This is a genomic window from Methylobacterium indicum (assembly GCF_001043895.1).
In the GTDB taxonomy this organism is placed as follows: domain Bacteria; phylum Pseudomonadota; class Alphaproteobacteria; order Rhizobiales; family Beijerinckiaceae; genus Methylobacterium; species Methylobacterium indicum.
The window spans coordinates 21,007-34,678 of sequence record NZ_JTHF01000107.1 but is presented as its reverse complement, the minus strand read 5'-3'; the positions used below and the strand labels follow the sequence as shown (position 1 = coordinate 34,678).

12 protein-coding genes are annotated in these 13,672 nt (G+C 68.3%); 5 read left to right on the top strand and 7 right to left on the bottom strand.

The features are described from left to right. Positions 1-29: 29 nt before the first annotated feature. The 4 genes from QR78_RS12880 to QR78_RS12865 form a co-directional block, all read right to left on the bottom strand. Positions 30-917, bottom strand: coding sequence for a polysaccharide deacetylase family protein (locus tag QR78_RS12880; protein ID WP_048427926.1), 888 nt, complete (start codon positions 915-917; stop codon positions 30-32). Position 918: 1 nt separating this feature from the next. Next, the gene (locus QR78_RS12875; RefSeq protein WP_048427925.1) at positions 919-1,635 is read right to left on the bottom strand and encodes a fumarylacetoacetate hydrolase family protein; all 717 of its coding nucleotides are present in this window, start codon (positions 1,633-1,635) and stop codon (positions 919-921) included. Beyond that, the gene (locus QR78_RS12870) at positions 1,632-2,285 is read right to left on the bottom strand and encodes a cysteine hydrolase family protein (RefSeq protein ID WP_048427924.1); all 654 of its coding nucleotides are present in this window, start codon (positions 2,283-2,285) and stop codon (positions 1,632-1,634) included. Before QR78_RS12870 ends, QR78_RS12875 begins: the two co-directional genes overlap by 4 nt. A 114-nt stretch (positions 2,286-2,399) precedes the next feature. After that, positions 2,400-3,638 (bottom strand): alpha/beta hydrolase family protein, encoded by a 1,239-nt coding sequence (locus tag QR78_RS12865; protein WP_053220904.1) that lies wholly within the window; start codon positions 3,636-3,638, stop codon positions 2,400-2,402. A 379-nt stretch (positions 3,639-4,017) separates the two neighbouring features. Between QR78_RS12865 and QR78_RS33615 the strand changes: the two genes are divergently transcribed. Next, positions 4,018-4,698: a GntR family transcriptional regulator gene (locus QR78_RS33615; RefSeq protein WP_053220903.1), complete on the top strand. Its 681-nt coding sequence runs from the start codon at positions 4,018-4,020 to the stop codon at positions 4,696-4,698. Between the two features lie 673 nt (positions 4,699-5,371). Here QR78_RS33615 and QR78_RS12855 read toward each other — a convergent pair. Next, the gene (locus tag QR78_RS12855; protein ID WP_048427923.1) at positions 5,372-6,196 is read right to left on the bottom strand and encodes a helix-turn-helix domain-containing protein; all 825 of its coding nucleotides are present in this window, start codon (positions 6,194-6,196) and stop codon (positions 5,372-5,374) included. Positions 6,197-6,423: 227 nt separating this feature from the next. Between QR78_RS12855 and QR78_RS12850 the strand changes: the two genes are divergently transcribed. Next, positions 6,424-7,248, top strand: coding sequence for a sterol desaturase family protein (locus tag QR78_RS12850; protein WP_048427922.1), 825 nt, complete (start codon positions 6,424-6,426; stop codon positions 7,246-7,248). Positions 7,249-7,268: 20 nt separating this feature from the next. Here the strand turns inward: QR78_RS12850 and QR78_RS12845 are convergent, their stop codons facing one another. Both QR78_RS12845 and QR78_RS12840 read right to left on the bottom strand, forming a co-directional pair. Beyond that, positions 7,269-8,984, bottom strand: a complete 1,716-nt coding sequence (locus QR78_RS12845; protein WP_048427955.1) for a GMC family oxidoreductase — start codon at positions 8,982-8,984, stop codon at positions 7,269-7,271. 5 nt (positions 8,985-8,989) lie between these two features. Beyond that, positions 8,990-10,378, bottom strand: coding sequence for a UbiD family decarboxylase (locus QR78_RS12840; RefSeq protein ID WP_048427921.1), 1,389 nt, complete (start codon positions 10,376-10,378; stop codon positions 8,990-8,992). Positions 10,379-10,526: 148 nt separating this feature from the next. Between QR78_RS12840 and QR78_RS12835 the strand changes: the two genes are divergently transcribed. From QR78_RS12835 to QR78_RS12825, 3 genes are all read left to right on the top strand, one after another. Beyond that, a complete protein-coding gene (locus tag QR78_RS12835; protein ID WP_244276326.1) occupies positions 10,527-11,510 on the top strand; it encodes a LysR family transcriptional regulator in 984 nt (327 codons plus the stop codon). A 133-nt stretch (positions 11,511-11,643) separates the two neighbouring features. Further along, positions 11,644-13,101 carry an aldehyde dehydrogenase family protein gene (locus tag QR78_RS12830; protein WP_048427919.1) on the top strand — a complete coding sequence of 486 codons (1,458 nt, stop codon included), beginning with the start codon at positions 11,644-11,646 and terminating at the stop codon, positions 13,099-13,101. After that, positions 13,098-13,670, top strand: a complete 573-nt coding sequence (locus QR78_RS12825) for a UbiX family flavin prenyltransferase (protein ID WP_048427918.1) — start codon at positions 13,098-13,100, stop codon at positions 13,668-13,670. The genes QR78_RS12830 and QR78_RS12825 overlap by 4 nt, the downstream gene beginning before the upstream one ends. Positions 13,671-13,672: the final 2 nt, after the last annotated feature.

Here is a 13,672-nt window from a genome sequence, read left to right as displayed (position 1 = left end):
GGCCGATCGCAGCGCGCCGCCACAGCGCGTCAGCTCTTCGCCAGCGCGTTGGGGCGCTCGCCGCGGTACCAGTCGAGGATCCGCTCGCCGGTCCAGAACACGACGTCGTCGTGCTGCCTGATGTGCTCGACCGCCTTGGCGAAGTACTTCAGCCGGTGCGGCGCCCCCATGATGTAGGGATGGACGACGAGCGCCATCACCCGCGCCGATCCCTGTGCATCGGCGTAGAGCTGGTCGAACTGGTCGATGGCGCGGTCGGCGTACTCGCTCGCCTTGTGATGCTGGATCAGCATCATGGCGACGTCGTTGCATTCCTGGGTGTAGGGGATGTTGACGATCGGCGTCGTGCGGGTGCGCAGCACCACCGGCTCGTCGTCGAGCACCCAGTCGCAGACGTAGTCAAAGCCCTGCTCGGCGAGGAGGTCCGGGGTCTCCCAGGTTTCGGTCAGCCCGGGCCCGAGCCAACCGCGGGGGTCGCGGCCGGTATAGGCGCGGATCGCCTCCCTGGTCTTCGCGATGTCCTCGCGCTCGTCGGGGACCTTCTGCATGTTCTTCTGGCCGTAGCCGTGGCCGATGAACTCCCAGCCCCGCTCCTTCGCCGCCCGGGCGATCGGCTCGTAGCTCGCGATCGCCTTGCCGTTGATGGCGAGCGCCGCCGGGACGGCGTGGCGGTCGAAGACCTCCAGCATGCGCCAGAACCCGACCCGGTTGCCGTATTCGTGCCAGGCCCAGTTCGGGATGTCGGGCATCGGCGCGCCGCCGGCCGGCGGGGTCAGCACCGTGCGGGGCATCGTCTCCTTCGGGTCCCACTCCTCGACGTTGACGATGATCCACACCGCCATCCGGGCGCCGCCCGGCAGGCGCAGCGGCGGGCGCTCGGAGATCGCAGAGTACGAGATGCGCTCGGTCGGCAGCATGTCAGGCCTTTCCCGTTCCGGTCTCTCTGGGTCCGATGGACAGGTCGAGCGTGCCCACGCCCTCGATCCGCGCCGCGATCGTCTCGCCCGGACGGACCGGGCCGACGCCGGCCGGCGTGCCGGTCATGATCAGGTCCCCCGGCTTGAGCTCGTAGGAGGCCGAGAGGTTCGCGACGATCTCCGGCACGTTCCAGATCATCTGCGCGAGGTCGCCGCGCTGGCGCTCGGCCCCGTCGACGGACAGGGTGATCGCGCCGCGGACGGGATGGCCGATCTCGGCGGCGCGGTGGAGCGCGCCGCATGGGGCGGAGGCGTCGAAGGCCTTGCCGCGCTCCCAGGGCAGCATCAGCGCGCGCATCTCGCGCTGCCGATCGCGGCGCGTGAGATCGATGCCGACGGCGTAGCCGTAGACATGGTCGAGCGCCCGATCGCGGGCGATGGCGCGCCCGCCCGCGCCGATCGCGACGACGAACTCGACCTCGAACTGGAAGTCCTGCGTGTCGGGCGGATAGGGAATCGTCGCCCCGTCCGCCACGACCGCGTCGCCCGGCTTCTGGAAGAAGAACGGCGGGTCGCGCTCGTCGCCCTCCTTCATCTCGCGGATGTGCTCGACGTAGTTGCGGCCGACGCAGTAGATGCGGCGCACCGGGAAGCGCTCGTCCGTGCCGGCGATCGCGAGCGTCGCCGGCGCGACGACGGGGAGGGGCGCGGCACTCACGCGGCGTCGGCCCGGGCGGGGCAGAGGGCGGGAAGCGCCATCACCGCGTCGGTGTCGAGGACGAAGCCGAAGGCGGTCCTGATGCAGAGCAGGCCGGCCTCGTGCAGGGCGGGACCGTCCATCGTCTCGACGCAGTCCTCGACCACGATCACCGCATAGTCGCGCACGTTCGCCGCCGTCGTCGTCGCGAGAACGCAGGAATTGGTGTTCACCCCGGTGATCAGGAGCGTGTTGATCCCGTGCGCCCTCAGGGTGAAGTCGAGGTCGGTGCCGAGGAAGCAGTCGTAGCGCTTCTTGGTATCGACGACGAGATCGCGCGCCGGATCGTAGAGCTCGGGCATCACGGTGACGCCCGGCATGCCCTTGAGGTTGTGGCGCAGCACGTTCTTGCGCGTCGCCTTCGGATCCTCCGCCCGGGTGCGCCAGAACGGGTTCGAGGCGATCTCCGGCACGTTGCGGTACTGGGTAAGGAGATGCACGACGGGGATGCCGGCGGCGCGCGCCCAGTCGAACAGCCGCTTGTTGGCGGCGATGACTTGCCGCGCCACCTCGGGCGAGGTCGGCATGGTCGCGACGCCCATGTCGAGGTGGCCGCGATGGAGATCGATCGCCACGATGGCGGTCTTCGGGATGTCGACGCCGAGGTTCATGAGCCTCAATCCTAAGCAGATTTCGCCGAAGTGGTGACCGGTTCGGCGCCAAAAATCTGCGACAAAAACGAGAACCTAAGCGGACGAAGCGTTGGCTTGACAACGCAAGTCTGCTTAGACGAGGGGATTCCAGCCGGTGAGCAGGAGTGCGCGCTGGTCGATGCCGAAGCGGTCGGCGAGCCAGTCGGCGATGAGTTCCTGGCCGATCGTCGGGTTGTCGTGCTGGCAATGCTCGGCGCCGGTCTCCTCCGGCGCGACGATCCGCAGGGTCACGTCGACGCCGCGCGCCTTGGCGTAGTCATGCGCCCGGCCGGCCTGCGAGACGGTCAGGACGTCGTGCCCACCATGCACGATTAGGAACGGGCAGCGCATGTGATCGAGGTGGCCTTCGAGGGTGAAGGCCTTCATGATCCCGTGCGCCTCGGCCATCGAAGCTGCGCCCATCACCCACTTGATGTGCATGGCGAGCCCGAAATCCTCGCCCTTCTGCCCCCACATCTCGTGCACGTCGTAGATCGCGCCGTGCGAGATCGCGGCGGCGAGGCGGTGCTCGTGGCAGCCGGCGCGGGCGGCGTAGTAGCCGCCCATCGACGAGCCGCAGACCGCGATGCGGGCCGGATCGACGTCATCGCGGGAGGTCAGCCAGTCGATGCAGGCGCCGATCGGCACCTCGGTGTCGGGACGCGCCGTGAGGCCGTAGCGCCGCAGGGTGCCGCCCTGGCCGGGCCCGTCGATCATCAGCACCGAGATGCCGCGCTGCAGGCAGCCATGGGCCTGCATGAACCACATCTCGTCCTTGATCGAGTCGAGACCGCCCATGCAGATCAGGACCGGCAGCCGGTCGCCCGGGAACGGCGCGCGCGCGAAGTAGGCGCAGATCGGCTTGCCCGGTTCGTAGGGGATCTCGACGACCTCGCCCGGCGGGTTCAGGCCGGCGAGGAAGCGGTGGCTGGCTGCCTCCATCTTCTCGAAGGTGGGGAGCCGGCGGGGATCGTCGGGATCAAGGAAGAACTCCGCCTGCCGGTAATAGTCCGCGGCGCGCAGGAAGCAGTTCATCGCGGTGCGGACGTGGCCGGCCCCGTCCGCGGCCAGCCCGCGGCGCCAGTTGCGGTCGGCAACCGCCGACCACTCGGCGTGCCAGCTCTCGAGGTCGCCCGGCACGATGCGCGCCGCGACCTGGAAACACTCGCTGACCGCGCCGCCGCCCTCCTGCGTCTCGCCGAGGCCGCGGCGGAACTGGTAGGCGAACCACGGGTGCTCCGGCCAGTGGTGCCAGCCATAGGGCTCGTAGTGGGGCGACGTATCGGCGGTGATCCGTTCGATCGTGTCGTCCGCCTGCTGGAGCGCCGTCATGAACCCTCCGTGCACTCTGTGCGGTGCATGCCCGGCATGATGAACGCTGCTGACGCGATCCGTCAAACAAAAATGTATACATTTTTGCCCGAGATTTGGGCGCCGGACTGACCAATCGCCGGGCAGCGCCGGCTGCCCGGGCCTTTGCCGCACCGTCGCGGGAGTGCCCGGCGCGGCTCCAGCGGCGGCCTTGCCTCTCCCAGGGTTAGTTTCTTCGGCGCGGTATTGACTGGACAGTTCCAAGCCGCGATGGCGGGGAGTGGCCACCATGGCGCGCCCATGCGGCTTAGTATACATTTCAGGGTGGATCCCGCACGTGTCCCCGATGTTCTCATCCCCTCCGCGCCCGCCTGCCAGCCCCCCGACCCGGTCCGAATCCGTGATCGAGACGTTGCGCAGCGCCATCCTCGGCGGCGAGTTCGCGCCCGGGGAGCGGCTGCACGAGGTCAAGCTGACGGCGAGGCTCGGCGTATCGCGCACGCCGGTGCGCAGCGCTCTGCAGAAGCTCGCCTCGGAGGGACTGCTCGACTACGCGCCGAACCGCGGCTACGCGATGCGCGACTTTCCCGTCGACGAGATTATCAGCGCCTACGAGGTCCGCGCCGTCCTCGAAGGCCTTGCCGCGCGGCTCGCGACCGAGCGGGGCCTTACCGCGGTGCACCGGGCACTTCTGGAGCGCGCACTCGCCGACGGCGATCAATTACTTGCCGGGGGCGCGCTCTCGCCGGTCGACCGCGGCGTCTACCGCGACGTCAATTCGACCATCCACGAGACGATCCACGCCGCCGCCGGCTCGCGGATGCTGGCCGACATGGTGCGGCTGTGCCAGCACGTCCCGGTCTCCTCGCCGCGCAACGTCGTCGCCTTCGAGGTGCGCGACGTGCGCCGGCGCCACGACGACCACCACCGCATCGTCGAAGCGATCCTCAGCCGGGAATCTTGGCGCGCCGAGATGCTGATGCGCGACCACGTCGCGAGCGTGAAAACCTCGCTCATTCGCTCCCTCACCGGATCGAGCACGGCCGAAGCCGCTCCCGTCGACGGCCGGGCGTCTGTTTGATCGGCTCGGTCGCGCTGTTGGCGGACGGTCCCCGCCTGCCGCCAGGGTATGGAGACAGGTGGTTCCTCGCCGGATTCTCCGGTCGTAAGACGTCCCGGCTCGTGCCATTCAACGCTCGTACTGGAGCGAATCAGCGCCTGTCGATGCATAGCCTTTGCATGGATGTAATATTGCGATAGAAAATTTAGTAGAAATTCAATGCCGCTTGAATATCACCACTTCTCGTGCTGCCTCTCGCGGTGCAGGCAGTCAAGCTGCGGCGTTTCGCGGTCGACGGTGGTCGCCGGAGAGCTTCCAAGCGCCCTGAGGCTAACTCCTGACCCGAAGCGGCCCTTCATGATGCGTATAAGAAACGCCCGGTTGCAAGCAGCTTCCGGACATTTGGGTTCGAAAATGTCGCAAAGGCATATAGCACATGGCCCGGTGAGATATGCGACTTATATTATAGGTATTGATATCAAATTTTCAGCGAAGCGATACACACTTCAGAGGCCGTTGACAGCTTTAGGAATCGTGAATTTCCACCACATGTAGTATAGACACCCCTTTATCCTGATGTCTACGATGAATAATGAGCGCTGATCGCCCCCTTCACGACCCTTTATCGAGCGGCCGCCCCCCAGCTCCCGATCAGATTATTCGCTACTCAATCGCGATTCTAACTCAATATCACTTACGGAAGCTCAGCGACGACACGCCTAAACTGACTGGGTATTGTACCGGTATGTTGCTGAAAGAAGCGGGTAAAGTTGGCTGGTGCGCTGAAGCCTAGGTCGTCAGAGACCACGGCAAGGGTCGTGGCGGGGTCTAGGATAGCCGCGACAGCAGCTTCGACGCGCACGGCGTTGGCGTAGACGGCCGGGCTCAGCCCCGTGCAGCGGCGGAAAAGCGTGTTGAAGTGCGGCCGCGATAGACCGGCCGACCTCGCAACGGTGTCGAGATCGCGGGGTACGGCACCCGATTCCCCCATAAGTTGAAGGGCCCGCCGGATGCGGTGATCGGTCAACAGTGCCACACGCGGGGGCTGCCGGTCTCCATAGCGATGCGCCAGGGCGATGATCAGGGCACGGATCCGGTCTTCGAGCGTTGCTGCGTCAGTATCGTGGCAACCTATGCGCCGTACAAGGTCCTCGCGCGCTCTCCACAGGGTGCCGTCGAGTGGCACGCAGGACCCTTCGAAGAAGCGGCCGGCGCCGCAGGGCCGGAACGCGCGATCAATCCCAGCGAGCCAAGCGGGCTCGATGTAAAGGGCGAGGAAGGCCGTCCGCTGCAGCCCACCCCGGTGCAGGTAGCGGTGCGGCTCCCAACTGTTGATCAAGATCGCGGTGTCGTCGCGCACGGGCAGCGCCCGGCCCGCGACGATAAAATCCTGGTCGGGGCCGCTCGCCTTCAGGATCACGTGGCAATGATGGTGCGCGTGATCAACGAGGGAGGTGTCCATGTCGAGGAGCGCCACCCGGCCGAACGCGCCGCGCAGGATTCCGAGAGCCTGGGTCACGATCCGCGATCACCTTCCCTGCCGGCCCGGGCCGGCATCACCATAGTTCCGATTGGGGAGATTAACCCATGCGCACGCCTACAACTCTGGTTGGGCGCGCGAAAAACATCCGGATTGATAAGTCAGCCTCCGGGGTGATCAGGGTTCTGCGCGCGAGCTGCGCCACACTCCACGTCTCGCAAGCAGGTTCCCCGTCCGAGAGGGAAAGCGAGACGAGGAGGAAGCCAATGACACCCGTCTTCCAAAGCCCGGAGCGCGACCGGCGCGAGCAGGAGCGCCAGAGCACTTTTCGCGAACGCTTCGTGGCCGAAACCCCGCCCTGGTACCACGGCGCGATCCATCTCGGCTTCACGCTGCTGATCACCGGCGGTACGGTCCTGTACTGTTGGAACCGAATCGAGGTCTCCTCGGCATGGGAGTGGCTGCTGGTCGTGCCGATCGTGCTTCTCGGCAATTGGTGCGAGTGGGCCGCGCACCGCTACGTGCTGCACCGCCCGGTGCCCGGGCTCACAATGATCTATAAGCGCCACTGCACAGTGCACCATCAGTTCTTCACGCACCATGACCTTGGCTACAGTGGCCACAAGGAATGGCGGGCTCTGCTGTTTCCGCCCTTCGCCCCGATCGGCTTCGTGCTCGCCGCCCTGCCGCCGGCGCTTCTGGCCGGCTGGCTGATCTCGTCGAATGCCGGGTACATCGTCGTGCTCACGATGGCCGCCTACTACCTGCTCTACGAGGGCCTGCACACGCTCTCACACCTCGATGACACGCGGCATCCTTACCTGCGGCACATCCCCCTGGTGAACACCGTGCGGCGAATGCACTACATTCATCACGTGCTCGGGTTCATGCAGACCCGCAACTTCAACCTCACATTCCCGATCTGCGACGCACTGTTCGGCACCAGCGACCTCGACCGATCCCTCGTCGGGACGCTGTTCAACGGCGCATCGCACGACCACATGCGGGCCGACATCCGGTCAGCGGATCCGGATCTGTCGGCGACAAGCATCGAGGAGGCCGAGCGGCGTACGCGGGCTCGCCTCGCCTGACGCCCCGGGTGCCGGCGGCCTCAGGCCCCGGCTCCCAGCTGCGCGACGAGGTGATCGGCGATCTTCTCGCCGATCATGATGGTCGGCACGTTGGTATTGGCACTCGGCAAGCTCGGCATTACCGAGGCGTCCGCGACGGAGAGCCCTTCGACGCCGATCACCCGCCCGGTCGGATCGACCACTGCACCCCTGTCGGTGGAATCGCCCATGCGGCAGGTGCCGCTCGCATGCCACACGCCGAAGACCGTCTCGCGCACGAAGTCCCGCAGGGCTGCGTCGTCGGCAGCGATCCGGCCGAGATCGACCCCGCCGGACACGGCGCGTAGCATCAGCCGGCGCAAGGGGGCAGGACCGTCGAGGAGCCGGGCCAGCAGGGCAGTGACGCGCCGGTTGCGAGGCGTAACCCGGCTGAGCCGCTTGATCGCAGGCGTGAAGCTCGCCGGGAAGATCGCCGCGGGATCCGGGTTGAGCTGCGGCGAGACCACGAGCGCAACGAGGTCGCGCAGGCCCGTCGCCAGCCGTTCGAGATCGCGCGGGTCCGACAGGAGGCCGAGGTCGACGTCCGGACGGCCCGCCGGATCGGCCGGGTCGAGGCGCAGCCGCCCGATCGAGTGCGGCTGGTTCACCCATAGGAAATAGAGGGCGAGGCTCGCCCCGAGCGCGTGCCAGCCGCCGCGGGCGGAGGCGGTGAGGTACATGTCGGAGGGTGTACCGCCCGGCAGGCCGGAGGAGGAGCGCAGGGCGACGAAGCTCGCCCGTCTGTAGCTCAGCGGCAGGCGAAGCCGACGGGGCAGGTACTGCGCGATGGTCAGGGCTGGGTGGTCGCGCAGGTTCTCGCCGACCCCGGGCCGGTCCGCGAGGACGGTCACGCCGCAGGTACGCAGGTGTTCTGCGGGTCCGATCCCGGCCCGCAGGAGCAGGACCGGCGATTGCAACGCGCCTGCGCAGACCACCACCTCCCGCGCCGCCACGCGCTGCTCGCGTCCGTCCGCTTGGCGCAGCTGCGCGCCGACGGCGCGCCGTCCGTCGAACACCAGGTCGGTGACCTGCGTGTGCGCGGCGATGACGAGGTTCCCGCGCGCCCGCGTGGGCGCGTCGAGATAGGCCGCGGCAGAGGAAACCCTGGCGTCATCCCGGTTGGAGAAGGCCGGCGGGAAGATCCCGTCCTCGAATTCGCCGTTCTGATCGAGGCGCCGCGGCAGGCCGGTCGCGTCGAGAGCCGTCGCAACCGCGTGTGCAAACGGCGGCCAGGCCGGTTCGAGGATGCGTCGGATCGGCAAGGGGCCGTCGCGCCCGTGCAGCGGGCCGTCGCAGTCGAGGTCGGTCTCGAGCTTGCGGAAGTAGGGCAGGACGTCGTCCCAGCCCCAGCCCCTCGCCCCGGCCGCCGCCCAGGCGTCGTAGTCGCGCGGGAGACCGCGGTTGGCCGCCTGCACGTTGATGCTCGACGAGCCGCCCATCACGCGGCCCTGCTCGTAGGCCCGGCGCCGGATCCGCCCATCGGCCCCGCGGGTGACGGCCGCGTCGAGGCCGGGCCAGATGTAGGTGTCGCCGAAGAACAGCGGCATCGGGTAGCTGTCGAGGATCTCGGCCGGCACCTGTCCTGGGGGCGTGTCGCAGCCGGCCTCGACGAGAAGCACCCGCCGGTTCGGATCGGCCGAGAGACGTTTGGCGAGGACGCAGCCGGCCGAGCCGCCGCCGACAACGAGCACATCGACCTCATGGGGCAGTTCGCTCATGCGCATCAGCCCCCGAGTACCGCGCGCCAGTCCGCATCCGGCACGACCACGGCCGCGAGGTCGATCTCGGCCTGGCCTGGCACGCAGATGCGGGTGAACTTCATCGGCGGCGCGTCCAGCGGTGCCGTGGCGTCGAGGCCCATCTTGGCGCCCACGCCCTCGCGCGCGGATGGGTCGAGCTTCGAGCCCTGCGAATGCGCGACCACCACGAGGTCGCGGTCGGCCTGGAAGCGGGTAGCGACCGCCCACTCGACCTCCTTCGGATCGTGGATGTCCACGTCCATATCGACGACGACCGCGTGCTTGATGTCGTAATGGGCCGCGAAGGCGCCAAGCAGGACGTTCTTGGCCTCGCCCTCCTGCGTCTTGCGCAGTTTCACGTAGAGATGGTAGCGGCCAACCCCGCCGAGGGAGAGATGGACGTCCTCGACCCCTGGGAAACTACGCTTGAGGGTTGCCAGGATCGTGGCTTCGCGGGGGATTGCCCCAAGCAGCAGGTGCTCGAGTCCGCCTCCGACGATCATGTGGAAGAGCGGACGCTCGCGGTGGGTAACGGCGTCGACCTGCATGACGTGGCGCTCGGCCCGCTCGCCGTAATATTGCGGGAACTCGCCGAACGGCCCCTCCGGCTCGCGCAGCTCCGGCAGGATTCTCCCCTCGATCACGATCTCGGCTTCTGCCGGCACGCGCACGTCGTTCGTGAGGCACTTCACCACGTCGAGGGGAACGCCCGTGAGCGCACCGGCGATCTCGAGTTCGTCCTGGCCGAGCGGCACGATCGCCTGGGAGGCGAGCAGGCAGGCGGGATCGACGCCCACGACGAGCGCGACCTCCAGGCCGCGGCCGGCGGCTTCGGCGCGGCGGTAGAAATGATCGGTGTGGCGCGGCAGCACGAGAACGCCGATGCGGTCGGGCCCGTTGATCTGGCAGCGCAGGATGGCGACGTTCTGCGCGCCGGTCTCGGGATCGCGCGAGATCATCAGCCCCGCCGAGATGTAGGGACCTCCATCGTGCTCGTTGAGCGTCGGCACGGGCAACAGCCGCAGGAGATCGATGTCGGTGCGGTGGACGATGCTCTGGGCGGGCCCGGTCTCACGCTCGCGCCAGGGCAGCGGCGCCGCACAGGCCTGCTGGACATGCGCGACGAGGCGGTCCTCCGTCGTCCCGAGCGCTTCGGCCATCCAGGCCCGGCTGGAGACGAGGCCCGAGACGATGGTGCCGTCCTGACCGTCGGGGCGGGGAAACAGAGTGGCGCTGCGCCCGTCAAGCCGGTTCGCCACCGCCGCGGCCTCGTAGCGAAGCCCGATGCCCGGCCGTGTCACGCTGAGGCGCCCGCTCTGCCCGAGGCGAGCGAGCCAGTGGCGCAGGGATCGGGTTGGGGCCGGCACGCTCATGTTGTCCTCCCGGTCGCGGCCCGCGCGGGGCGCCGTCGTCCCGTCTCGTTAGGCTGCTGCGGCGACGGACTGAAATAAGGATTGCTGATGGGGCCGATCAGGCGGTCTGAATTGCCGTGGCAGCAGGCTTATGCTCCTGTGATACGGCGTGTTTTCGACGGCCGACCGCCGTACTGGAGCACCGCCGGAAGCCAGGATTCCGCACGTGGATTTGCGCCAGATCTCCTACTTCGTCGCTCTGTTCGAGGAAGGCAGCGTGACGCGCGCGGCGCAGCGGATGAACGTGGTGCAGCCAGCACTCAGCATGCAGATCGCCAAGCTCGAGCGCGAACTGGATCAGCGGCTCTTCGAGCGGCAACCTAAGGCAATGGTGCCGACCGCCGCAGGCCGGCTGCTGCACCGGCTCGTGCAGCCGATCCTACGCGACGTTGCCGAGGCCCGGGCCACGATGGCGCAGCTCTCCCAGAGCGTGTCGGGGCGGGTGACCGCAGGCATCCTGTCGTCGCTCTCGATGAGCGTGGTGCCGAGCGTGCTGGCGCGCTTCGCCGCCACCTACCCGCAGGTGGAACTGTCTCTGGCGGACGGCTATTCCTCGACCTTCATCGACGGCGTTGGCGACGGCAGCCTCGACCTGGCGGTAATCAACAAGCCCAACCGCCGCCTCGGCCTGATGATGGAGCCACTTCTCGATGAAGAGATGGTGGTGGTGGGCGGGAGCGCGACGCCGCTGCCGATCCCCATGCCGGTGCGCACGCGCGATCTCGTCGGACTCGACCTCGTCCTGCCCTCGGCCCGCCACGGTCTACGCCTGGAACTCGACCGGCGGGTCGGCGCGGAGGACATCACCTTGAGCCCCCAGATCGAACTCGACCTGCCCTCCGCGATCGCGGATTTCGTCGCGCGCTCGAACCGCTTCACGGTCCTTCCCAGCATCGCGGTGAGCCGGCAGCTCGTTGAGGGCTCGCTCAAGGCCTACCGCATCGTGGCGCCGCGGATCACCCGCCAGCTCGTCATCATCCATCACCCAAAATACCCGCTCACCCCCGCGGCGATGCGCTTCGTCGAGATCCTTGGCGAGGAGCTGTCGGCAGCAGCGGCCGCGCTCCAGGCCCATATCGTCACGGGTCCCTGACCGGCGAACCGACGTCCCGCTGATCGCCCGCATCATCCATCCTTATTCGACAGGAAAACACCCTCAACCCTACCATTCCGCTCCAACCCGGTGCCCAGGCCCGGGACGCACATCAGAGAGCGGGGAAGCAGGCATGGACGCGGTGGCACGCCACTGGATCGACGGGGAGGCCTACGGCCGGCCGGAGGCGGACAGCCTCGATCCGGCGAGCGGCGAGCGGGTCGGCTACCTCGCGCAGGGTGGCGCCCGGGAGGCTGAGGCAGCCGTCGCCGCCGCGCGACGGGCCTTCGACCGGGGCATCTGGGCGTCGTCGCCTCGGTTGCGGCAAACGGTGCTGCTGCACTGGGCGGCCGCGCTCGAAACCGGCAAGGAGCCCCTCGCCGAACTCCTGACCCGCGACAACGGCAAGCCGCTCGCGCAGGCGCGCGGGGAACTCGCGGGCGCGATTTCCGAGATTCTCTACTACGCGGGCCTCGCCCGCCACATACCGGGCCACGTGCTGGAACCCGAGCCCGGCGTGCTCTCGACCATGCAGCGCGAGCCGGCCGGCGTCGCCGGAATCATCGTGCCGTGGAACGCGCCCGCGGTGCTGCTCGTCCGCTCGCTCGCTCCGGCGCTGGCCGCGGGCTGCACCACCGTCGTCAAGCCCGCCGCGCAGACGGCAGTGTTCAACGCGGCCCTGATGGCGCCGCTCTTTACCGCCCCCGGGCTGCCGCCGGGCGTCGTCAACGTTGTGGTCGAGACCGGGCACGCAGGTGCCCAGCACCTGTCGGTGTCGCACGACGTCGACGTCCTGAGCTTCACCGGTTCGACGGCGACCGGCAAGGCGATCATGCGGGCCGCCGCCGACAGCATGAAGAAGCTCTCGCTGGAACTCGGGGGAAAATCCGCCTGCCTCGTTTTTCCCGACGCGGAGATCGGCGACGTCGCGCGCAAGCTTGCCGCCGCCGCGACGGTCATCTCGGGCCAGCAATGTACCGCTGCGCGGCGCGTCCTCGTCCACCGTGCGGGGCTGCCCGCGATGCGCGACGCTCTGACCGCTGCCCTGGCCGACCTGCGGGTCGGACCGGGCCTCGAGGCTGGCACGCAGATGGGCCCGCTGATCGACCGGGCGAGCCGCGACGCGGTCGCGGCCCGGATGGAGGCAGCCTGCGCAGCGGCCGACTGGGTGCTGCTGCGGGCCACGATTCCCGACGGGGCGCGGGCGCGCGGCGCCTTCCTCACGCCGGCCCTCGTCGCGCACGACGATCCGCATGCGGACTTCGTGCAGGAGGAGATCTTCGGGCCCTTTGTAGTGCTCGAAGCCTTCGACACCGAGGCCGAGGCGGTGGCGCGGGCGAACGATACCGTGTTCGGTCTCTCCGCCAGCGTCTGGACCCGCGACGGGGCGCGGGCGCTGCGGGTGGCCCGGGCGCTGCGCAACGGCACGGTCTGGATCAACGACCACAACAAGCTGTTCGCCGAAGCCGAAACCGGCGGTTACCGGCAGAGCGGCCTGGGGCGCCTGCACGGCTACGACGCAGTCCATGACTTCACGGAACTGAAGCATATCTATCAGGCGCCGGGCCTCGTCGAGGGTACAGTGCCGTGACGAACCTGCCCCTGGTGGTCGGCATCTCGGGGGCCTCGGGCGTGATCTATGGGACCCGCCTGCTGGAGATCCTGCGCGACCTCGACATTCCGGCACATCTCGTGATGTCGCGCTCGGCCGAGGTGACGCTCGCCCACGAGACCGACCTCAAGGTCTCAGAGGTGCGCGCACTGGCCGCCCGGACGTACGCGCAGGCCGATATTGGCGCGGCGATCTCCTCCGGTTCCTTCCGCACCCGCGGCATGGTCGTGGCGCCATGCTCGATGCGCAGTATGGCTGAGATCGCCACCGGCGTGACCTCTGGCCTGCTGACCCGGGCCGCGGACGTGGTGCTGAAGGAGCGGCGCCGTCTCGTCCTCATGGTGCGAGAGACCCCCCTGCATACTGGCCACCTGCGCACCATGACGGCCCTGTCGGAGATGGGGGCGATCATCGCGCCTCCGGTCCCTGCCTTCTACGCGCGGCCCGAGAGCCTCGCCGAGATGATCGACCACACGCTCGGCCGGGTACTCGACCTCTTCGAGATCGAATCCGGGCGGGTCCGGCGCTGGCGCGACGCCAGTTCTTGAGG

Coding starts and splice junctions, on each gene's coding strand:
- QR78_RS12865 (WP_053220904.1), bottom strand. CDS start 3,638: ATGACGGCGCTCCAGCAGGCGGACGACACGATCGAACGGATCACCGCC.
- QR78_RS12850 (WP_048427922.1), top strand. CDS start 6,424: ATGACACCCGTCTTCCAAAGCCCGGAGCGCGACCGGCGCGAGCAGGAG.
- QR78_RS12880 (WP_048427926.1), bottom strand. CDS start 917: ATGCTGCCGACCGAGCGCATCTCGTACTCTGCGATCTCCGAGCGCCCG.
- QR78_RS12870 (WP_048427924.1), bottom strand. CDS start 2,285: ATGAACCTCGGCGTCGACATCCCGAAGACCGCCATCGTGGCGATCGAT.
- QR78_RS12845 (WP_048427955.1), bottom strand. CDS start 8,984: ATGAGCGAACTGCCCCATGAGGTCGATGTGCTCGTTGTCGGCGGCGGC.
- QR78_RS12830 (WP_048427919.1), top strand. CDS start 11,644: ATGGACGCGGTGGCACGCCACTGGATCGACGGGGAGGCCTACGGCCGG.
- QR78_RS12840 (WP_048427921.1), bottom strand. CDS start 10,378: ATGAGCGTGCCGGCCCCAACCCGATCCCTGCGCCACTGGCTCGCTCGC.